The organism is Colwellia sp. (genome assembly GCF_013215345.1).
In the GTDB taxonomy this organism is placed as follows: Bacteria; Pseudomonadota; Gammaproteobacteria; order Enterobacterales; family Alteromonadaceae; genus Colwellia.
The window spans coordinates 1-22,248 of sequence record NZ_JABSOV010000070.1; the positions used below are offsets into that span (position 1 = coordinate 1).

Consider the following 22,248-nt stretch of genomic DNA (forward strand, 5'->3'; position numbering starts at 1 on the left):
ATAATATGATCGGCAAGCTCTTTTTCATTGGGTAATGAATAAGGCGGCGCTGCCACTAACATGCCACTTGCTCCTGCTAATTTTGCTGCTTTGGCATAACTGTATACTTCAGTTGCCCTGACATCATTGATACCGGCAATCCAAGGAACTCTTTGAGCAATATAGTCATTAGCAAATTCGAATTGTTGTAAACGCTCTTCCTTTGACATGGCATAAAATTCGCCGGTTGAACCACCAATGATTAAACCATGCACACCTGCATCAATTTGATTATCTAATATTGTTTTCCAAGCTTGATAATCAATATTTCCACCAGGGTCAAAAGAAGTCAGTACTGGGGTATATATGCCTTGTAGTTTCATGGGGAAGTTCTCAATAATATTATGGGTAAAGCAACTAAAGTCGTTTGCTCGCTAGTGAATTATTAGCCGCTGTTAGCTAATATAAATTCAACATAACACTTGGGGTATACAATATACAATGTGTTTTTGTTTACGTTTTTTGGTTAGTTTTAGCGAACATTCGCTCGAGTCACACAGCTGTTATTTGATGACAGTAAACGGTTATTTGATGACATTAGTGCTTTTATTGTTCGGTGAAATTAATTTTTATAGGGGTGAGATTATTACTTTCGCTTGTTTTTTTTATGCAACATCAGTGAATAGAAATAAAATCGCTAAATAATAAAAACATTAATTAAAATACTAATACAACAATAAAAATAAATAAGGAATAACAATGAAGAATAATCCTACTTTCAAGCTTTCAACGCTATCGTTGGCAATGCTATCTGGATCGCTCTTACTGACAGTACCTAACGTTATGGCGGCTGACAATGTGGACTCGGCCAATGAAATTGAACGAATTTCAGTCACCGGCTCTCGTATTGCTAGAGCAGAGCTTGTTGGCGCATCACCTGTAACGGTTATAGACCGTGCACAAATTGACGCTAGTGGGGCAATAGACATAGCATCATTATTGCAAGAAATTCCAGCGGTAAACGGTGCAAGCCAAAGCACAAATCGAGCTTTTTCAGGTGGAACAGCGACCGTTGCATTACGTGGTTTAAGCTCAACTAATACGTTGGTATTGATTAACGGTCGACGTTTATCTACCGTTAATCCAGCGGGAACTGTAGATTTAAATAACATCCCCTTTGGCGCTATTGAACGTGTTGAAGTTTTACAAGATGGTGCTTCTGCCGTATATGGCTCTGATGCTATTGCTGGTGTTGTGAACATTATAATGAAGTCTGATTATGATGGCTTCGAAATACAAATTGAACAAGGTCAAAGTGCAGAAGGTGATGCTGACCGTACTATCGTTGATATGACCTTTGGTGCAGCGTTTGATAAAGGTAACTTTATCGTAAGTGCTAATAGAACTAACAAAAAAACGTACATAATGTCTACGCGCAAAGTAACGGCGGATACAAATAGAACAAACTATGGTGGCGTTGATTTAAGTGATCCTATTCCTGATTATAGTGCAGTTGTAACACACCCAGACGGTGGCCAATTGGTAATCAAACCGGGCAGTGACCGTATTAACGGCTGGAATGACTTGGACAATTTTGATTGGGGAAATCCTGAACATACACAGAACTACTGGGATTATATGACCGCGGGTGTAGACACCCAACGTGATTCGATCTGGACAAGTGGTAACTATGAGTTGTCTGACTCTATCACGGGGTATTATGAATTTAATTACACTCATGCAGAAAATCAAGGTAAAAACCAAATTCAATCACCATTAGACGTTTGGGGAGAAGGTGTGGCTGTTTCAGCAACCAACCCTTATAACCCCTTTGGTGAAGACGTAAGAGTGGGTCGTGCAATGTGGGAAATCACTCCTACTGGTAAACGTCACGCAGTAAATAATGTAACCAATGACCGTCGTTATACCTTAGGCCTTAATGGTGAATTAGGGGGGTGGGATTGGGATGTTTCTTATACCAGTGAAAAATTTGATTCAACCAACCACGGTATAGAGCTATCTTCAAGTCGTTTAGCTGCTGCTGCTGGTGACGAAGCTGCTTGTGCTGCACGAAACGATGGCTGTGTAAGCATTGATTTATTTGGTCGTCGCGGCACAGTTACACCAGAAATGGTTAATTACGTTTCTGAAGAAGGTGTGATTGTAAATGAAGGTTCGATGAATACTTGGATGTTCAATACTAGTGGTGCAGTATTTGAATTACCAGCGGGTTCAGTATATATGGCGGTTGGTGCAGAAATGCGTGAAGAAATGGCCTCTACGAATGTATCACGTATCTATGAAGCAGGAGATACCGTCTTTGGTGGTGGTTCTGCTGATACCATGCCGCCAGAGCCTCGTGAAGTTAAAGAGGTATATGCCGAAGCGATTGTTCCTGTTATTACTGACGTATTCTTAATTGATGCTTTAGAATTTGATTTTGCTATTCGTTATTCTGACTACAGTGATTTTGGTGATACCACAAACCCTAAAGTTGGTATGAAATGGCGTCCAGTAGCAGATGTACTTGTTCGAGGTTCATGGAGTGAAGGATTCCGTGCCCCGGGTTTATCTCAATTATATGGTGGCCAAACGACTGGTTACAACACTGGTGCTCAAGATCCATGTCGCGGAGATGACTGGGCAAGTTTTCCTGGTTGTGCACAGAAAAACCCAACGGAACTTCCAGGTGCTTGGTCACGTAGTGGTGGAGAGCCGACACTACAGCCTGAAACTGCTGAAAGTACAACGTTAGGTTTTGTTTGGACACCAGAGTTTCTTGAAGGTTTCTCTGTAACGGTTGATTACTTCAATATTAAAAAAGAGAACTTGATTTTTCAGCCAAGTACTAATGAAGTGCTTAAAGATGTTGCTAATGCGGGTGGAGTTTACGACCCCGCGCAGGTAGAACGCAATCCAGACGGCACAATTAAGGTTGTTCGTGCGACATTGTCAAATGTTGGCAGTCAAAATATTGAAGGTATGGATTACTCGGTAGGCTACACACTACCAAGCACTGAAATTGGTGACTTTAAAGTATTTTGGGGAGCATCACAATTAAAAGAATATTCAACCAATGGTGAAGACAAAGTAGGCTTGTACTACGCTGAATCAGGTACCTGGACTGAATGGCGTCATAGTATACGTGCTAGTTGGGCGTTGGATGATGTTAGTGTAAGCTATAACTCAAACTATACAGGATCTGTTACTCAAGAAGAAAATTCTTGGGCAATTCCTGAAGGCTCAGAGCACTTAAAGAAGTTGGACGGCTATATAGTTCATAATGTTCAAGCCGCTTATAACATTGATAGTATCAATACTAAGGTTAGTGTAGGTATTGAGAACTTTACTGACCAAGACCCACAGGTAGCACTTGCAGATTACCGTAATGGTTATGATGGTTTTGGTTCACAAAACTCAATTGGTCGTTATTACTACCTACGTTTGAATATGCAATTTTAACTTTTAGTTAAACTTAAAATAACGTTAAGTAATAAAGCTGAAGAGTAAATTTTAGTTTTATTGCTTTTTATTATCACAGTAGTGATGACACGATGGTTTCTATATGAATAATGTACTTTTTTATCTCTTTCTTGAGACCCAAAATGTGTTATTACTAGTCTGATTTTTAACTTGATTTTAGATAGTCTAATTAACATTAATAGGCAAAAATTCTCTTATTAGACGGGCAAAATATTATATGCGTCATGTTTCCAGCAGATTAAAAACCATTGCTTCTCTTATTTCTTTAAAGAGTATATTGGTGGTTTTCTTTATTAATTCAATGTGTGCATTTCTCAAAACGGTTTATCACCTGACCGTGGTCGAAAGTAGTTATGATTTTTTCTTTGCTGAATTTTATGGCTATTTCAAAACCATGAATACCCTAGGATTTTCTCTCGCTTTTTCCTACTTGATCTTATCTCGTGGACCCGATAGTAAAATGTCAGTTGCTCGCATCGCTATGATAGGTTTGTTAGCTTTTGCCATCAGTTTTCCTTTTATTTTCATTACCGGGCAACCTTGGAATGAAAGTTCATTGCATCCTATCTTTCAAGTGACTATCTACTCACTGTCAACGCTGATATTTTCTGCTTGGGCGATAATGCTCATTATATACGTGCAAAGTAGGGAGTCTCAGCCCAAATTTCAAATGCTCAAACAACAAATTGCCGAGCAGTCCATTGAGCGAGAACGGGTTGAAATGGAGTTGCACTTGCTGCAAGCGCAAATTGAACCGCATTTTTTCTATAATACCTTGGCTAACTTACACAACCTGATCGATTACGATGCGGAAAGAGCGAAACATTTACTGGAAGAGTTGACCGAGTATTTACGCTCGACCGTACACCAATATCGCCATAAGTATATTAACTTATCCGAAGAAGAGGATATGATTCGTCGCTATCTTAATATCCAAAAAATCCGCTTTGGTGAGCAGTTAACCTATCAAATTGATATTCCTAAAACTTTACAGCATTATCCTATTTTACCTATGTCATTATTAACTCTGGTTGAAAATGCCATTAAACATGCGGTGGAAAAAAATAATGGTCAAGGGCAGATTGTTATCAGTGCCAGTTTGCATAATAAAGATACCTTGATACTTTCGGTTACCGATAACGTCGGCATATTAAAAGATAAATCACACGGCACCGGCATTGCTAACCTCATTGCTCGTTTAGAGGTTACTTATGGTAATCGGGCTAAATTTAGCATTGATTGTAATCCCAATAAAAATACTTGTGCACAACTAGAGGTACCCACTAATGGTTAATATTGTTATTGCAGAAGATGAAGAAATATTACGCTTAAATCTAGAGAGAAAGCTGCAAAGCCATTGGCCACAAGGGAATATCATAGCGTCTGTTAAATGTGGCAAAGATGCGCTGTCATCCATTGACACTTTGAAGCCTGATGTGGTTTTTTTAGATATTCAAATGGGTGACTTAACCGGTATCGAAGTGATCCAGCAAAGTAAACACAATTGCCATGTGGTTTTTATTACCGCCTATGACAAATATGCCATTGAAGCCTTTGAAGCTGGCGCTATTGATTACTTATTAAAGCCCTATTCAGATAAACGCCTTAAGGACTGTATTGATCGGCTTAATGTTCGCCTTGCCTCAACACCTATTGATATAAAGCAGCTATTAGGTAATATCTCTGCGAGCAATGATCGCTATTTAAAATGGCTTAAAATTCAAATTGGCAGCAAATTCTGGTTATTAGACATTAAGGATATTATCTGCTTCAAAGCCTGTGGTCGTTATGTCAAAGTGCTGACCAAAGACCGAGAAGCGCTAGTGCGTATGCCGTTAAAAAGTTTATCTTTGCAACTAGACCCTGATGTTTTTTGGCAGGTACACCGCAGTACTATCTTGAGTATTGAACACCTCGACTATGTGCAAACCTCTGACGCAGAACAGATGCATGCTCATATGAAGAAATTAGTAGAGCCACTGGCGGTAAGTCGAAGCTTTGCCCACCTGTTTAGAAACCTTACCGTGGAATAAGCCGAGTTTATGCCAGCCTATAGCTAAACCCCATCTATCAGTTTCAAGCTAATGTTGAGCTGATAGATTTTGATCTCCTAATATTGTGCTTTTAATACCCTATGTCAGCAGTTGAGAACATCTGCGCTACTTTTTATTGTTTAGTTAAGTTACTAACTTATTTGATTTTGTATTAATCACTCGCTGGTAAGTATTTAGCGAATCAAAAATAATAAAAATAATCAGAGGTAATTATGGCTTTATTACAAAAAATGGCCAAGGTTTTGTTAACCCTATCTTGCTGTCTATCGACATATGCAGATGCCGGCAATAGGCAAATTAATTTAACCTTGCACAGTTTCACAGAAACAAAAGTTAATGGCGAAAACGGAACAGCACAAAATACAGCGGATAAAACAGCAAACAGCGATAAAAAAAGTAGCACCTTTGCAAATCAAGCCATGCAATCATCGCTAACGCTTAACCGGGTTAGTCAAAGCCCGGTCAGTCAAAGTAAAGCGAAGTTCAATTTACAAGACCTAGTGGCGGTATCTTTAGATGAACAGGGTAATGAATTGAGTCGACAAATCATTAAAAACCCACTGTATTTTCGTGCTGAAGTTTTTGATGAAGGTACTGGCGCTATGACTTTTTCAAAAGATATTAAAAGGCCTTCTGCGGTTTTAAATTTGATACTGCCAGATGACAATAAACTCCATAGTGTAAAAATTTACCAACCAATACAAGAAAAAAGCCAGCTTGTTTTGCAACAGCTTGACGAAATCTCTCTCGAGCTCCCACAAGCCCAAGCTGCTATGAGCGATAGCCTTAACAGTAAAGCAATGAGCCAAAATTCGGCTAGTTCAAATGTGATAAAGGTATTAGATAATGGCGACTCAACTAACCGAGTTGATTTAGTCTTTTTAAGTGAAGGTTATACCAATTATCAGCTAGCGCAGTTTTCTACCGATGTGAATAATATTGTTAATGGTTACTTTAATGTGCCGCCCTACAAAGAATATAAAAACCTTTATAACGTTTGGCGAGTAGAAGTTGCTTCCAATCAAACCGGGGCAGGTACTGGCGGCAGACCAATCGATACCCGTTTTGGCGCTAACTTTGGCTGTTATGGTATTGACCGTCTTTTATGTGTTGATGAAGGTAAGGTGCTCAGTTATATAAATAGCATTATGCCATCACATCAAGCAGACCAAGTGGTGGTGGTGGTAAATACCACTACTTATGGTGGCGCGGGTGGCACTGTGGCAACCATGTCATTAGCACCAGCGGCAATTGACTTAGCATTACATGAAGTAGGGCATTCTTTTGGCCATTTAGGTGATGAATATACTAACGGTACTTGTATCACGTCAGAGCCTTTTGAGCCTAATGTCACCACAAGCGCTTATGGCAGTAAATGGTCACATTGGTTAAGTGCCAGTAATGTTGATGCTTATCAAGGTGCTCGATATTGTACCAGTGGCATGTATCGCCCGACTTATGATTCTATGATGAACCACCTTGGTGTACCTTTTTATCAAGTGAATGAAGAAGCGTTGGTATTAAGAACCTATGACTTTGTCAGCCCAATAGACAGTGTAACTCCTGCAAGCAATGTGATAGAAATGCTGGCAGGACAGCAGCAAACATTTACGGTAAATACCGTGCGTCCTATTCCCGATACCATGCAAGTGAGCTGGTATATTGACCAAGTCTTTCAAGCTTCAGGCAAGCAATTAACAATCCACGCTGATGCATTAGGCAATGGCACATTTAATTTAGTGGCTCAGGTAAAAGATAATACCGACAAAGTTATTAAAGATGATTATCAAAGTACTCAGGCAAGCCACAGCTGGAGCATTAAAACCAATGGCAGTTGTAGCAATATAGTACCTACGGCGTTAGTCGCCAGTAATATCAGCAGTAATGCATTTTCACTTTCATGGGCGGCTACTGCAAATGCGACCAGTTATCTAATTGAAGTGAATGATGGTAGCGGTTGGCAGAATAAAGCAACGGTTACACAAAACTCAGCTAGCTTAACAGGATTGAGCGCAGGCGCAGATCTACAAGTAAGGGTTAGCGCAATAAGTACCTGTGGTAGCAGTGAGCCTTCAATAAGCCTAATGGTGTCTTTGACTAATGATCTAGAAATACCAGCGGTGCCGACAAATTTAATTGCTAGTGCTGTTACCAATAACTCTATGACTTTGTCTTGGGCAAGTTCAGCGCAAGCGAGTAGTTATAGTGTTGAACGCTGGCTTGATAGTGATGGCTGGGTTAGTGTTGGCAACACCAATACCGCTTCAATTGCCGTTAATGGTTTAGTAATTAAAGATCAATGGTTGCATGTTAAAGCCAACAACACCCTAGGAAGTAGCGCTTTTAGCGAATATCTTTATTTAGTATTAGCCGATATAGCAACTTGTAGTGCTATTGCTGTACAAGAAAAGCCTACTGCAAGTAATATCAGTGCCAGTGGTTTTACCTTAAATTGGAGCCAAACAAGCGGCGCTGATTTTTATCAAGTACAGCTTTGGCAAGATGCAACATCATCGTGGCAGACTATCGAAAGTATCACTACTACCAGTTATAACGTCAGCGGTTTAACAAGCAGTACTGCTTATGCACGTATCGTTGCTGGAAATGATTGTGATGATGAACCCAAAGCCAGTGACTGGCTTAGCATAACACTGGCAGAGTCATGTCAATATGCGCCAAAGGTACCAACAGCTTTAAGTTTTTCTTCGCTAACATCAAGTAACTTCACCGCTAACTGGCAAGCAGTGGCTGAAGCGACAAGTTATCAAGTTCAGCTTTGGAATGGTCAATGGCTTGATGCAGGCACAAGCGTTAGTACTGCAGTATCGGTGGATAAACTCAACGGCGGAAATGCGGAGTATTTCCATGTTAAAGCCAGTAATTCCTGTGGTAGCAGTGAATATAGTGACTACCTTACAGTTCAGTAATTAGTGGTAAATATTAATCACTAAGCAAAAATTATCAGCTTTACTTGTTTGTACTGGTCTTTCTACGGATGATTAATCCGTTGGGTATAAGTACTAACAAGTAAAGTTATCTATTTTATCTTTAGCAGCTATCAGTCATTGCTTAAAACATATTCTTACCTATTGCCGTCCGGCTAAATTTTAATCACCAAATTCACTCGTTTCAATGCCCTTAGTTGTCTGTTGGTAACTTTGCTTATACCCATGTAGCTATTGTTTTGCTAGTTTTTTAATGGCTAGTTATCAGCCTAAATATCACTTTGAAACTTGTCACAAAATCTTATTTTCATGACAAAAATTTAGTGAGATAAAAACTTGATAACCCGCAGTGATAATTCATAAAAATAACAAGTCATAAAAAGTAATAATCAATAAAAACAAGTTAACAATAATAATAGAGGGAAGTTTTATCATGAATAAATCATCTTTACTTACTAAAGGCAGTAAATCAGGTATGAGCGCTGGAGTTAGTGCTGGAATTACCGCTGGTATTTTTGCTGCCAGTGTACTTACTAGCTCCATGGCATTCGCCGATGAAAATATCCGTACAGACAAAGACAACCTGATGGGATTTTCAAGTGAAGACCGCCAACTGGTAACCATTAAAACCAATGACGGTATTGAAATTACAGCGGTAGATATTAATGGCCAAGCCTTTGTTGGTGATATCTTATTAGGTAATACGCAAGAATTGCTCAAACATGGCTTAATCGTGGTGGATAACTCCCAGCAGGTTTATCAAAGTGATGTTAATGCCAATGCCGCCATTATTTATCCTAATTCAGGAGCAGTTTGGCCTAATGGCGTAGTGCCGTATGTAATGAGCAGTAGCTTATCTAGCAGCGCGCGCAATGCACTTTATTATGCCATTGATCATTGGAATAATAGTGGTACTGGCATTCAATTAGTCGCCAGAACGAATGAAGGTTCATACATTAATATGATCAATGCTGGCGGTTGTTATTCAATGATCGGCCGTCAAGGTGGTGTGCAAAACCTTGGTTTAGCAGCTAATTGTGGTAATGGTGCAGCGGTGCATGAAATTGGCCATGCGGTCGGTTTTTATCATGAGCAATCACGCAATGACCGCGATAACTACCTTACTATAAATTGGAGTAATATCTCATCTAGCATGCAGTATAACTTCCAAAAAATGGGCTCTGGTGGCATGGATCATGGTAGTTATGACTATTATTCCATCATGCATTATTTCTCTACCGCCTTTAGTATTAATGGTTACCCCACTATGGTGCCGACCGACAGTTCAATTAACTTAAGTGTTATGGGCTTTGCGCAAGTGTTAAGTAATAAAGACCTTAGTGCCGCTAGCTATTTATATGGCGGCGGAGTAAACCCTTCGTTACCAGCAACGCCAAGTAACTTAGTTGCAAGTTCTATTACTAGTAGCGCCTTTAACCTAACATGGTCCGCAGTCACTGGTGCGAGCCAATATGATGTTGAGCGCTGGCTTGATAATACCGGTTGGGTATCGGCAGGAACGAGCACCAGTAATACTATTAATATTTCTGGATTAAGCAATACCGATCAATGGGTGCATGTTAAAGCGAAAAATAATGCCGGTAGCAGTGATTACAGTGATTATATTCATGTGCAACTTGCAGATGTTGCCCAATGTGATGGTATTTCAATACCAGCAGAGCCAGTAACTATCAATATTACCGGCTCAGGCTTTACCTTAAGTTGGTCTGCAACTACCGGCGCAGATTATTATCAAGTGCAAATTTGGAATCAAGACACCAGTGCTTGGAACACTGTCGCTAATGTGAATGGAACTAGCCATGATATTACCGGCTTAACAGGAATAACGGTTTATGCCCGTGTGGTAGCACATAATAATTGTGATGATGAACCACAAGCAAGTAGCTGGATAACTATTACTTTAGCTGCTACTTCATGTACTGTCGCGCCAGCTACACCAACAGGGTTAACTTATAGCAATTCTACTTATTATCAATTTGATGCCAGTTGGAGCCAAGTGGCGGGTGCAACAAGTTATGATGTGCAGTTGTGGAATGGTCAGTGGGTTGATGCTGCTAGCAGTACCAATGCTTCAGTAAGTGTTGATAAACTTTATCCTGGCGGTAGCAACTACCTCCAAGTTAGTGCCAGCAATGCTTGTGGTAGCAGTAGTTACAGTAATTACATCGCAGTAAATTAATAACTGATTTATAGTGAATTTCTTATGACTATATTGACGGTAACAACGCCTGTTGTTGCCGTTTTTTGCGTTTAATAAAGTTACCAGCTGACGTTTTGTGTGAACAGAAGACATAAACCTGCTCGAATATGAAGATTGATTTTGCGATCCTACAGAGGATGTAAATTTCATACCCCTATAGCTATTGGGGCACAACCCTCCCTTTAATGGAACTTTTCAACTAAAGCTCATGAGCGCCATTTAGAACATAGCGATAATGCCCCCCCCTAAAAACTGACTACCGAAAGATAAAGCATACTTTACTTAGCTAAATACTGGGGATGATGCTAAAGAAGGCTCGTTATAATCTAATGGGTATTTTTTAGCTAAATACATATAAAACAAAGCTTTAAATTTAATTGACCTAAAGGGGGAATTATTGGATTATGTGGTTAATAATTAAACTATCATAATGAGAAAGGAAGCTCTTTGTATAATTTAACCAAGATAATTAAGCTTAAATATTCCATTCGGTTCACCGTTTTGACCGTCTTTATTTTAGCCAATGCCTTAACTGCAGGTGTTGCCATTAGTTTGCAATATTACTTTAGTAAAAGCATGGCCACTGAATCAGCGTTTAATTATTACGATAAAACAGCGACACAAACCAGCGCCTATTTAGAAGCACTGGATACGCGCGCGATTGAATCAACCAAGTTCTTGTCTAGCTACCCACATATCTTAGATAACCAATGGATAGGTAATGCTACTCAGCAACTCTTTGCCCAGGTAATGCAGAATACCCCTGCGTTTTATGCAATCTACATAGGTTTCGAAAATGGCGACTTTTACGAATTAGTTAACTTGGAGTCTAGTCTTGAAGTAAGGCGGAGTTATAATGCTGGGCCAACAGATCGTTGGGTGATGGTTACTGTGATTGGCGATGAAAAAACACGTCTGCGAGAGTTGTCATATTTTGATAAAGACTTTAATTTACGAGTAACTCATGTTGAGAACAGTGATTATCATGCGGCTAAACGTCCATGGTATACCGAGGCTAAAGTCGATGAAGTACATAAGACCGACCCCTATCTTTTTCAACATCTAAAAGCTCCAGGTCAAACATACTCAACAATTATTCCAGGTACATCAGCTGTTCTGGCTGTCGATATTGCGCTGTCATCAATTTCTACCTATTTGAAACAAGAGGAAATTAGCGCTGATGGAGAAATCTATCTATATCAAAAGACCGGCGAAATAATTGCCTCTAATCAAGCGAGTCGATTAGAGAAATCATTATTAGCAGTACCCAAATTAGTATTGTCGTTAAAGCAACAGCGCTTTGTTGCTAAACATCGACCCATTAAAATTTCTAATTCAATCGATTGGTCGCCGATAGATTTTACCATCGCGGGAAAACCACAAGGGTATGCCGTCGATATAATGTCTATAGTCGCTGCAAGCACTGGTTTACGGTTTGAATATACTAATGGTTATGAGTGGCCTGAATTAGTTGATATGTATCAAAAAAATGAACTGGATATATTACAGGCGGTATTTTTAAATAATGAAAATGAAGCCTTAGGTAATTTATCGAAGCCATTTCTGGATTTACCCCTATCAGTTATTACTAAGCCTGGCGAAGACACTATCTCTCACGTGGAGCAATTATCGGGTAAGACATTAGCGATCACCAGAGGGTGGTCGATAGGCCATTTAATTCAGCGTTATTACCCTAAGGTAGAAATTATTGAAGTGCCTTTGTTAAAAGACGTATTTGATGCTGTGCGTGATGGTAAGGCGTATGCGGGTATCGATAGTAAATTAATTTTACGACATCTCGCTAAGCAGTTTTTTATTGAGGATGTGCAATTTCATGGTGATATGGATTTTTTACCACTAAATATGCCTAATTCACTGCATTTATTGATGAAAAAAGAGCAAACACAATTATTAGCTTTAATTAATTTGGCATTAGGGGCGATTACTCCCGAGCTAAAATCTGTGTTAGATGAAAAATGGGGGATTAGCAATCAAACATCAGACTCACATAAACAGTCTGGCATTGTTCCTTATGCGAAATTAATAGAGATAGCGAATCAAAAATCTCAACAGGGCCAACTAAACATCCATGAGATCAATGGTCAATCATATTTCACCTATGTTAAACCGTTAAACAATAACGGCACCCACCAAGATATGTTCGCCGTCATAGTCCCAATTGAGCGTGTCTTGGGAGAAAGTTTAAATGAAATAAAACTGTCGATGTTAATCACCGGAGGTTGCCTGTTATTAATGTTGCCATGCTCTTGGTTTTTTGCATCGCCGATTGTCAATCCAATTCGTCGTTTATCCCGTCAAAACTGGAAAATAAAAAATCGCCAGTTTGACCAAATTTCTCATCAAGCAACCAACATTTCAGAGATAGAAGAGTTATCACTATCAATGATTGAAATGTCTGAATCGATTCAACAGCATGAACGTGCGCAACAAGAATTACTTGATGCTTTTATCAAAATAATTAGTCAAGCTATTGATGATAAATCACATTACACAGCAGGGCATTGCGCACGCGTTCCTGAACTCGCCATTGAACTTGCCCATGCAGCATCTAATGAAAACAAGGGTATTTGTAAGGATTTTACCTTTCATAGTGAAGATGAAGTTCGTGAATTTACCATTGCAGCTTGGTTGCATGATTGCGGCAAGGTCACCACACCTGAACATATTGTTGATAAAGGTACCAAGCTAGAAATAATTTATAATCGTATTCATGAGATTAGAATGCGTTTTGAAGTACTATGGCGTGATGCGGAAATTGAGTTTTTAAAACAGGCAGCCGCTGCGCCACAGCAAGAAACGCAATTGTTAAAACAATTACAGCAAACACGTCAACAACTACAAGATGATTTTGAATTTATTGCCCAATCAAATGTTGGTGGCGAGTTTATGGAAGAAGCACACGTCACGCGGTTAAAAAGTTTAACTCAAATAAAATGGCAGCGTAATTTTGATGATCGTTTGGGATTGTCACCCGTAGAAGAAGCTCGGTACAACATGAATGAGGTATCGTTGCCGGTCACGGAATCATTATTAGCCGATAAAACCGAGCACATTATTAAGCGTACTGAACCTGTTGAGTTTCCTGCTGAGTTTGAAATTAAGGTGGATGTACCTGAATATTTAAGTAACCAAGGTGAAGTCTATAATTTATCGATAGGTCGTGGCACATTAACAGCCGAAGATCGTTTCATAATAAACGAACATATTATCAGCACCATTAAAATGCTCGAAGCCCTACCATTACCTCCCGAGCTAGCTCGAGTACCACGTTATGCATCAACGCATCATGAAACCCTCAAAGGCACTGGATACCCAAGAAAATTAAAGGCTGAAGATTTATCTGTACCGGAACGAGTTTTGGTTGTTTGTGATATTTTTGAAGCATTAACTGCTGCAGATAGACCCTATAAAAAAGCCAAGCCGATTAGTGTCGCCATCAATATATTGCATAAAATGGCCTTAGATGAACATTTAGATATTGAGATATTTGAACTGTTATTAACCAGTGGTATTTACCTTAATTATGCGCGTAAATATTTACCTGAGTCACAAATTGATGAAGTGGATATTAGTCGTTACATTCGCAGCCCAGCACCAACTGTAACCGCTAACAAGGAGAAGGAAACAGCCTTGAGCTAGGAAGAACGGTTGCAGAAAAGCGAGTTCTAAGTGCTGCTTTCACTGCTCTTTAAGACTAAGATATATCAGGCAGCGCCCATAAATAGATTCGCAATGGCAATCGTAGCAAAATTAAAAATAAGCGCCGTCCAGTAAAGCCCATGATGCTCATAAGGACGTTTGAGCATCATTTTTGATCTTCCTTAATAAAGGTTATCCGTCTTTAGTCGGGCAATACCAAAATTCCTAAGCCGTCTAACAATTGCTCTTGTTGCCAATTACAAATCTTCACGCCATCAAGTTTTACTCGCCTGATATTAAGGCCATTTAATTCGGTATGTGTTAAATCGCAACCTTGCATTTGGAACTGTTCCCAGGCATCCTCAGAAAACTCACTGCGGCTTAAATCTGAATGTCTCAGTGAAGCGCCTTGCAGGTTGGCACCATTCCAGCGATTTTCAAATAAGTCACACTTCTCAATACGTACACCAGAAAAGTTTGCATAAGATAAATTACAGCCGGTGATGTATGCCATGCAAAAATATGACTGGCGTGAAATTTGATTTTCAAAACTGGCTTTAACAAAGTTAGCGCCTTTCAAGTCGCAAGACCTAAACTCTATGCCCAAACAACTCGCGCCGACAAAGCTCGACATAGACAATCTACACTGCTTAAAGCTCGTATCACGTAAGTTAGCATAATCAAATCGGCAACCTTCAATACTGCCTTGCTCGACAAAGCTGCATTCAATAAATTCAACATCGGATAAATCAGATCGATTAAAGTTACAGCGATAGAAATTACATTGCTCAAAGCGCATGCCTTGAAAGTCATGGTTAGAGAAGTCGTGATCGATAAAATCTTTTTTAGTTGTCGGCATCAATAGCCCTCCAAGTGATAATGCGTGCAGGTTACCATCTAGATAGTTAAACACCTACCAATTAAACACCATTAAAAACAACAGGTTAAATTCGCCTGGAATAGCCTTTTAAAGGGGGCAAAATGCGATTTTAAGTGATGTAAAAGTATTTTTAGGGATGCGAGGTGGATGAAAAAAGTTTACTGGTGAAAATTAAGGTATAGGGAGTGGAAAGTGTACTTTAGTTAAATACCTTATCAGGGAGGAATGAGTAACTGCAATTGTCATTGCTGTCGTTGGCAGCTCTAACCTGAAACTATTAAATCAAAGCCAAAACGACTACTTCAAATGCTTTGACCTCATTGGTTTACTGAAGTAGCTTAATTTTCTTTGTATAGAATCGAAAGTTCGGTTAATTCATCTTTGTTTTTTATTGAGAGTTCAGTAAAATAGTTAGTATTTAACAGTTATGTAAAGGTTAGTGATGAAACGCGTTGTTTTATATATTTCAGATAAATGCTCCCATTGCCGTGAAGCTCAAAAATACTTAGATGATAATGGCATTAAATACAGATTAACAAATGCGAAAATGCAGCGCGGTAGAAAAGAGCTTGACGCTATAGGGGCTCGCTCTGTACCAGCCCTTAAAATTGGTAATGAAGTAATGATTGGCTGGAATCTAGATAATTTTAAGAAACTCTATGCCGCAGATTAAGAAGCAGGGTTATCTAATTAGATAATTGAGCAAGCAATGGGCACAGAGTTATTGATTACTCTATTTCGATTGGATAACAAAATATAGGGGGGAGCAGAGCATCATATAATCCGCCCCTTAGTATTATAGCGCCATAATTTATCAATCAGCACAAATTGTTGCTCAGCTTTCACTAGGTAGTTCATATGTTCGCTACGTCAACTTGTCCTGTGAGAACTGCTGCTTTGAGTAAAAATCTCTATGACAACTACGGTGGCATTGGAGACAATATCTCTTAAATATTATCCATATATTTTCTAATGAATAATACCTATCATGTTACTGATATAGCTCATTTATAAGTTGTCATGTTTTCGCCACATTTCTTCATGATTTGAACATTACTCCAATAAAATTTATGAGTATACTACCTCCCACCAAACTGAAATCGTAATTCAACGTAGGTAACAGAGCCACTTATTAGCGTTAAAGTTTTACGTTGAAATTGTTAACCTTAACAATAATATATGAGTATGAAATTTAGTTTTAAAACCTACCCTTTAAAGTACCATTTTCTACTGTTAGCTTTGCTCATTAATATCGGCTTAGTTTTTAGTGTGCATGCTAATACGATAATAAAAAAATTGAAGAACAAGAGCATCAGCTTGGTGCTCGTATAGGCGTCTCTATTTATGATGTCACAGATAATAAACTATGGAACTATAACGGCAATACTAGATTTCCTTTGATGAGTACTTTTAAAGTACTCGCCTGTGCAAAATTACTTGCTGATGTTGAAAAAGGGCATCAATCTTTTGATACTTCAACGATTATAACGGCAAGTTCGCTTATTAAGTGGTCGCCGATAACTAAAAATCTCGTTGGTGAACAGATGTCATTAAAGCAAGCATGTTCTGCGGCTATGATCATGAGTGATAATACGGCTACCAATATAGTGCTTAATGGCATCAAAGGTCCCAAAGCTTTAACTCAGTTTATGCGATCTATTGGCGATGAGGTTACTCGATTGGATCGAATCGAACCTGATTTAAATGAAGCACTCGATGGTGACATGAGAGATACCTCTACTCCCAATGCGATGGTGAAAAGTTTACATACATTATTATTTGGTGATGTATTATCTCAAACTTCAGAGGCTCAATTAATACAATGGATGATAGATAATAAAGTCACAGGTAAGTTATTACGAAAAGTACTTCCTGAAAGCTGGTCGATTGTTGACCGTTCTGGTGCTGGTGGTTATGGTTCTAGAGGAATTACGGCTGTTGTTTGGTCTGATAAACGAACACCTCTAATTATAAGTATTTATTTAACTCAAACCGAAGCATCATTTGCTCAACGTAACAAAGCCATTGCGAATATAGGAAAGGAAATTTTCACCGTCTATAGTGAATAAAGTTTTCAAGTCGCTTAAGCGGCTCCTAAATAGTTGAATTGTACTTTTTCTATGCTAATTTTAGTCAACTATTTTCGTCTGTTTACTAGGGGGAGTATCAGTACTAAACCTAATCCGAATTAATGTTCAGACTTTACCAGTTAATGCCCGCTATGTTGTCTTAATAGTCGTATTACGCTGGCGTGATATCTTCCAATACTGTCTGTAGTAAATTAGCTAAAGACATTATCAATTAAAAAATACAAAGTGGTAGTCAATATTAGTTAGCCGCAAAAAATTCGTAGGAATAAAAAACTATTGTAATAAACATCAATATTCTGTAATTTTATTTATCCGTTATCAGGCTGAAACAAAGGAAGAATATGATCGACTATTATAAAAAGAAAAGTGCCGAGTATTATGAAAAAGCCCGTATTGCACAGGAAAATAATGAAGAGTATGAACAGTTTAAAAGCGAGGCCGAAACTTATGATAAAAGAATTGCAGAGTTAGAGGCTTATTAAGTTGGCTCAAAGGAGCTGTTGCACCTATTTCTTTTTTGTTATATGCAGTGGTCAACTATCTCGAAGGGGAGCCGACATTAGTATTTTTTCTAACGAAAGCTCTTTCGCTTGAGTTCAACCGATGGACGCAAGTGGCAAAGTAGACTATTCATGTAAGGTAAATTCATGCCTAAATTAGATCGGTTTTGTGGTAAAAGAGTCGGTTAGCTCTCATTCGTTGTGGGGCTCAAAGTTCAAGGTAAGCAACATTAAACCAGGCTGGTTTAATGTTGCAATAAATGGCAATCGATACCAAAGTCAAACTGTAGATGATTAGTCAATTATGGGAAATTCACTAATCAACTAAATTAATGTCAGTATTGTTTCTAATATTCTCTTACTCATTATCATGATGATATTAATTTGGCTAGATGTCTGATGCAGGTGCTACTTTCACATATTCATAACTAAATGCTCTGACTTTTTTACCTGAATCTGCAACAAACTCTACAGTTGTTGAACGAGGTAATATCAATACTGCCTCGTACTCTTCTCCAGTTAAAAAAGTATCATTTCCACATTTTAGGTCTTTGGTTAATTTGATCCGCATTACTACTTTTCTCTATCTATGTTGAATAATTGAACTGATTATACCATTTTTTTTAAGTACAAATTAGTACAAAAAATGTTCTTACTGATTTCAATCACATTTCTGGACAATAACACCCTATCTGAACATTAAATTGTACTTTGGCCGACCAGTAAAAAAGACAGTTCGATAGGACAATTGATATTTAAGGTTTCTATTCTACAGGTTCGAAAAACGACTCTATGGTAATACTTTGCTGGTCAGCATCTAAAGTTGCCATAGAGCCAATAGGTAAAGTAATCATAGGATGCGTATGGCAGCAGTCATATTCGGCGAGGATGGGTATGTTGGTTTTACCCATGACTTCCATTAATATTTGATAGGGTTTTTTTCCTGTACCTTGGTCGTCAAACTTTTCATGTTTCCCCAGGATTAACCCGCCAATACGGTCAAATATGCCCGTTATTTTAAGGTGCGAAAAAGAACGCTCCACTGTTGCGGAATCTTTGAAACTATCTTCTATCAGTAAAATATCACCTTGCTTGATATCTGGCATGTAAGGGCTGGCAAAAATTCCTTGGATGGTATTTAAGTTTCCAGCAATGAGTCTACCGGTGACCTTACCAGGGTTTATAGTGAGTAGTTGGTTGGCTGTTCTACTTTTTTCATCGCTTTGTTTTTGCCAATCAATATAATCTTCAGTCCAAAACTTTGGGTTTTTAATGGTATGAGGTAGCTTAGGCTTTTCAACCATATTATAAAAATATTGATAAGTTTGCTCTAAAAAGTATCCCATTTCACCGAACGATGAGACAAGTGCTGGACCATAGTAAGTAACAATTCCTGTTTGAGCATAAATACCAAACAGCAAGGCGGTAACATCAGAATAACCGATTATTATTTTTGGATCTTTTTTCAGTGCTTGGTAGTCGATATATGGCAACATAGAATTTGAAACCATACCACCCATTGTCGCCATTATGCAGCGTACCTTCGGGTCTCGAATCAGGGTATTTAATTCTTTTACTCGTGCTTGAATACTACCGGAGCGATAATTATCTGACATGCCAGTTAAACTGCCAGCTTGCAGTTTAAAGCCTTTTTTCTCCATAAAGTGTTTTGCACGTTCAAAGCGCTTAAATGCGAAACTTGTAGCTGGTGTTGAAGGAGAGAAAAAACCGATGGTATCACCTTCTTTCAATGAAGGAGCGACAACATTGGCGCTGCGATCCCTTTGAAAAAAATTTGCCATAGTTATGCCACCAGCAGGTATTGTTGCTGCTGTGAGCAAGGTTCCTTTTAGTAGTCTTCTGCGGGAAATATTCAACTGACTCATTTACTGCTTCCTTTCATTTGCAAAAATGTTCATTATATTCGTTAACTCAAAATATATATGATTTTACCCCATGATAAGTAGACTATTTTTTGTTTTTTTATTACTCATTTCCTCTAGTGATACTCTGGCTGGTAATGAAACAGTATCTGGCATAGGGAAATATGACAGTACTAATGTTTTTGCAAAAATATTGCAGGGAAAGATTCCTGCGAAAATTATTTTTGAAAATGAATATGTTTTAGCTTTTGAAGATATTCATCCGGTAAAGCCAGTACATGTACTTATTATTCCAAAAGGGCAATATCGCTCAATAGTGGACTTTTCAACTAGCGCAAGTGATGAAGAAATTATAGCGTTAGTGAAATCAATGGCTAAAATTGCCAAGGTTATGGGGTTAACAAAAGATGGCTTTAGTTTGATGACAAATAGTGGCCATAATGGCGGTCAAACTGTTGCTCATTTGCACTTTCATTTGTTGGGGGGAGAGCAGGTAAATTGGGAAAAGGCTTTACGAGAAGAAGCCTCAGGTAACTAAGCGCTAGGTTTTACTTTATCTAGCTTTGAGTAAGCTCTCAGCTTATATCTTATTGTAAGCACACATCTTTAACTTTTAATACCACGCTCTATTTGGCTAAATAGAGCGGATTTAGAATATAGGCTCAAGCTAAAAAAGTTCGATTTCCTCTGTTTCGCAGCTACTTTTGTTTGCCATATCTTGATTAAATTCAATTAATGCTTCTTCAATAGGCACTCCAGAAACAACACTATCAAACATTCGACGCTCTTCTTCCATAGTATATTTGCTACGGATTGTTTCTTGTAAGGCTTGCCAAGCAATAGGTGAGTATAATTCTGTAGGATTGCTAATAAGCGCAGTTAAAGAACTAAGACTTTCACTGACATGATCTAATCTTTGGCTTAGTTTATCGTAAAACTGAAAGGCGATTATCGCTGAATGCACTTTATCCAGAGCCGTAGACGTAGAGCCTTCAATAATTACCTTCATCTTTTCAGCACTGCCATTTTGTTGACTTAATTGTGCAATAGAGCTCTGAATATCACTTAAATTTGTCGCCAGTCCAGTAAATGATGTCGATAAAGTAGAGACTGAGGCGTTGCCTTCATTCATAGATTGATCAATTTGAGTAACGGCTAAATTAAGCATTAGGATAGTTTCTTTTAATTGACTCCAGTCTAAGTCTGGACGAGAAGAGGTTGATCTTGATAATGAGTTCATTTTGTACATCCCTGTTCTAATTAAATTTAAAATAAAGGTGAGATCGGTAATTATAGAAGTAAATGCAGATTTTTCAGGTAATTAATTATTAGTTCTCAAAATGGAAAATTATAAAAGTAGAGGATATCAAAATAGAAGGTATCCGGTTTTTATCACCTAGTATCAAATAAGCATTAAGAGCAGTTGAGTCAGTTGCTAACAAGCTTGCTTAGTGCCAAGACTCATTTTTTACTAAGTTGACCTAAGCGATTGAATAACCTAGTGTCAACTTAAGTTAAGCTAGATAAAGCAAAGACTAAGACTGAGCAATTAGCCTTTAAAGAGCCATAGGCATTCTTTAGAATAGCCATCGACATTAGTGACGACAGTTTAGGGATAGATCATGTCTAATCGACCTCCGCAACAAATGAATATTATTATATCCATGTACCTGGGTTATGCCGCCATGATGATTTGTCGTCAAATGGTCACTATTCTCAGCCCAGCCTTACTTGTGGATGAGACCTTGGGGTTATCAAAAACTAATCTTGGCGATTTTGCCGCTTATGGCACCTTAGGTGCGCTGGTGGGGAAACTGATTTGGGGTCCCTTTGCCGATAAGTTTGGCGGGCGATTTACTTTTTTAATAGGCATTCTTCTTACCGCGCTATTTATCATCGCCTTTGGACTTTCAGCTAATGTCATGGTCTTTACTGGCTTTTCATTTCTGCTTTATTGCACTAAATCTTCCGGCTGGCCCGGTATGACTAAATTGATAGGGCAATGGTATCATCCACAAGGTTATGGCCGAGTGTGGAGTATTCTCGCGACCAGTTCACGGTTAAGTGTGGTGCTGGCGACGCTGTTTTTTGGTTGGTTTCTGAGCTTTATGCATTGGCGCATGGTAGCGTTTATCGCGGCGGCTTTTGCGCTGGTTATTTTTGTTGGTTGTTATTTTTATTTGCAAGAAACACCTGAAGAACCTGATTTTTTTAAAGCAGATGAAAGTAAAAGCAGTACCAATACGAATGACGATGCAAATAGCAATAACATGGAATTGGCTCTGGCAGAAAAACAGGCGCTAGAGAACAGATATAATCACCCACTCAAAGATACCGGCACAATTGTGGGACTAGTGAACTTTGCAAAAAGTCCTAGGGTTTGGCTCGTGGTGATCATGTTGATGGTGCTCACTTGCATGATGGCTTTTTTGGATTTTGTCGCGATTTACTTGATGGAAAGCTACCAGTTGACGCCATCACAGGCGGCAATGGCCTCTACCGTTTTCCCTGTTGGCTCTTTAGTTGGGCTGCTGGCTGCAATCGCCTTTTACG

15 protein-coding genes are annotated in these 22,248 nt (G+C 38.7%); 11 read left to right on the forward strand and 4 right to left on the reverse strand.

The window, feature by feature from the left end; all coding sequences use genetic code 11:
* Window positions 1-362: dihydrodipicolinate synthase family protein (locus HRT50_RS11775; protein ID WP_291614659.1), on the reverse strand; the 362-nt coding region annotated here is incomplete at its 3' end.
* Window positions 363-738: 376 nt separating this feature from the next.
* On the opposite strand from HRT50_RS11775, the gene HRT50_RS11780 reads away from it, so the two are divergent.
* The 6 genes from HRT50_RS11780 (at window position 739) to HRT50_RS11805 (ending at window position 14,342) form a co-directional block, all read left to right on the forward strand.
* Complete coding sequence (locus tag HRT50_RS11780; protein ID WP_291614661.1) at window positions 739-3,441, forward strand: TonB-dependent receptor; 2,703 nt, start codon at window positions 739-741, stop codon at window positions 3,439-3,441.
* Window positions 3,442-3,679: 238 nt separating this feature from the next.
* Window positions 3,680-4,756, forward strand: a complete 1,077-nt coding sequence (locus HRT50_RS11785) for a sensor histidine kinase (protein WP_291614663.1) — start codon at window positions 3,680-3,682, stop codon at window positions 4,754-4,756.
* Entirely contained in the window at window positions 4,749-5,495 is a 747-nt protein-coding gene (locus HRT50_RS11790) for a LytTR family DNA-binding domain-containing protein (RefSeq protein ID WP_291614665.1), read from the forward strand. Before HRT50_RS11785 ends, HRT50_RS11790 begins: the two co-directional genes overlap by 8 nt.
* Window positions 5,496-5,728: 233 nt before the next feature.
* Complete coding sequence (locus HRT50_RS11795; protein WP_291614667.1) at window positions 5,729-8,443, forward strand: M64 family metallopeptidase; 2,715 nt, start codon at window positions 5,729-5,731, stop codon at window positions 8,441-8,443.
* 451 nt (window positions 8,444-8,894) lie between these two features.
* Entirely contained in the window at window positions 8,895-10,661 is a 1,767-nt protein-coding gene (locus HRT50_RS11800; protein WP_291614669.1) for a M12 family metallopeptidase, read from the forward strand.
* 468 nt (window positions 10,662-11,129) lie between these two features.
* The gene (locus HRT50_RS11805) at window positions 11,130-14,342 is read left to right on the forward strand and encodes an HD domain-containing phosphohydrolase (protein ID WP_291614671.1); all 3,213 of its coding nucleotides are present in this window, start codon (window positions 11,130-11,132) and stop codon (window positions 14,340-14,342) included.
* A 202-nt stretch (window positions 14,343-14,544) separates the two neighbouring features.
* Here HRT50_RS11805 and HRT50_RS11810 read toward each other — a convergent pair whose 3' ends face one another.
* Complete coding sequence (locus HRT50_RS11810) at window positions 14,545-15,201, reverse strand: Qnr family pentapeptide repeat protein (RefSeq protein WP_291614673.1); 657 nt, start codon at window positions 15,199-15,201, stop codon at window positions 14,545-14,547.
* 463 nt (window positions 15,202-15,664) lie between these two features.
* Here HRT50_RS11810 and HRT50_RS11815 point away from each other — a divergent pair, with 463 nt between their 5' ends.
* The 3 genes from HRT50_RS11815 (at window position 15,665) to HRT50_RS11825 (ending at window position 17,794) form a co-directional block, all read left to right on the forward strand.
* Entirely contained in the window at window positions 15,665-15,895 is a 231-nt protein-coding gene (locus HRT50_RS11815) for a glutaredoxin family protein (RefSeq protein WP_291614675.1), read from the forward strand.
* Window positions 15,896-16,562: 667 nt separating this feature from the next.
* The gene (gene bla / locus HRT50_RS11820) at window positions 16,563-17,291 is read left to right on the forward strand and encodes a class A beta-lactamase (RefSeq protein ID WP_291614686.1); all 729 of its coding nucleotides are present in this window, start codon (window positions 16,563-16,565) and stop codon (window positions 17,289-17,291) included.
* Window positions 17,292-17,653: 362 nt separating this feature from the next.
* On the forward strand, window positions 17,654-17,794 hold the full coding sequence (locus HRT50_RS11825; protein ID WP_291614677.1) for a hypothetical protein: 141 nt from the start codon (window positions 17,654-17,656) through the stop codon (window positions 17,792-17,794).
* Window positions 17,795-18,576: 782 nt separating this feature from the next.
* Here the strand turns inward: HRT50_RS11825 and HRT50_RS11830 are convergent.
* Window positions 18,577-19,698, reverse strand: a complete 1,122-nt coding sequence (locus HRT50_RS11830; protein ID WP_291614679.1) for a S66 peptidase family protein — start codon at window positions 19,696-19,698, stop codon at window positions 18,577-18,579.
* Window positions 19,699-19,768: 70 nt separating this feature from the next.
* On the opposite strand from HRT50_RS11830, the gene HRT50_RS11835 reads away from it, so the two are divergent.
* Window positions 19,769-20,233 carry an HIT domain-containing protein gene (locus HRT50_RS11835; protein WP_291614680.1) on the forward strand — a complete coding sequence of 155 codons (465 nt, stop codon included), beginning with the start codon at window positions 19,769-19,771 and terminating at the stop codon, window positions 20,231-20,233.
* Between the two features lie 129 nt (window positions 20,234-20,362).
* Here HRT50_RS11835 and HRT50_RS11840 read toward each other — a convergent pair whose 3' ends face one another.
* Window positions 20,363-20,935 (reverse strand): hypothetical protein, encoded by a 573-nt coding sequence (locus HRT50_RS11840; RefSeq protein WP_291614682.1) that lies wholly within the window; start codon window positions 20,933-20,935, stop codon window positions 20,363-20,365.
* Window positions 20,936-21,317: 382 nt separating this feature from the next.
* Between HRT50_RS11840 and HRT50_RS11845 the strand changes: the two genes are divergently transcribed.
* Window positions 21,318-22,248, forward strand: a 931-nt coding sequence (locus HRT50_RS11845) for an MFS transporter (RefSeq protein WP_291614684.1), incomplete at its 3' end; no start/stop codon positions are given.

Coding starts and splice junctions, on each gene's coding strand:
- HRT50_RS11780 (WP_291614661.1), top strand. CDS start 739: ATGAAGAATAATCCTACTTTCAAGCTTTCAACGCTATCGTTGGCAATG.
- HRT50_RS11785 (WP_291614663.1), top strand. CDS start 3,680: ATGCGTCATGTTTCCAGCAGATTAAAAACCATTGCTTCTCTTATTTCT.
- HRT50_RS11790 (WP_291614665.1), top strand. CDS start 4,749: ATGGTTAATATTGTTATTGCAGAAGATGAAGAAATATTACGCTTAAAT.
- HRT50_RS11795 (WP_291614667.1), top strand. CDS start 5,729: ATGGCTTTATTACAAAAAATGGCCAAGGTTTTGTTAACCCTATCTTGC.
- HRT50_RS11800 (WP_291614669.1), top strand. CDS start 8,895: ATGAATAAATCATCTTTACTTACTAAAGGCAGTAAATCAGGTATGAGC.
- HRT50_RS11810 (WP_291614673.1), bottom strand. CDS start 15,201: ATGCCGACAACTAAAAAAGATTTTATCGATCACGACTTCTCTAACCAT.
- HRT50_RS11815 (WP_291614675.1), top strand. CDS start 15,665: ATGAAACGCGTTGTTTTATATATTTCAGATAAATGCTCCCATTGCCGT.
- HRT50_RS11825 (WP_291614677.1), top strand. CDS start 17,654: ATGATCGACTATTATAAAAAGAAAAGTGCCGAGTATTATGAAAAAGCC.
- HRT50_RS11830 (WP_291614679.1), bottom strand. CDS start 19,698: ATGAGTCAGTTGAATATTTCCCGCAGAAGACTACTAAAAGGAACCTTG.
- HRT50_RS11835 (WP_291614680.1), top strand. CDS start 19,769: ATGATAAGTAGACTATTTTTTGTTTTTTTATTACTCATTTCCTCTAGT.
- HRT50_RS11840 (WP_291614682.1), bottom strand. CDS start 20,935: ATGAACTCATTATCAAGATCAACCTCTTCTCGTCCAGACTTAGACTGG.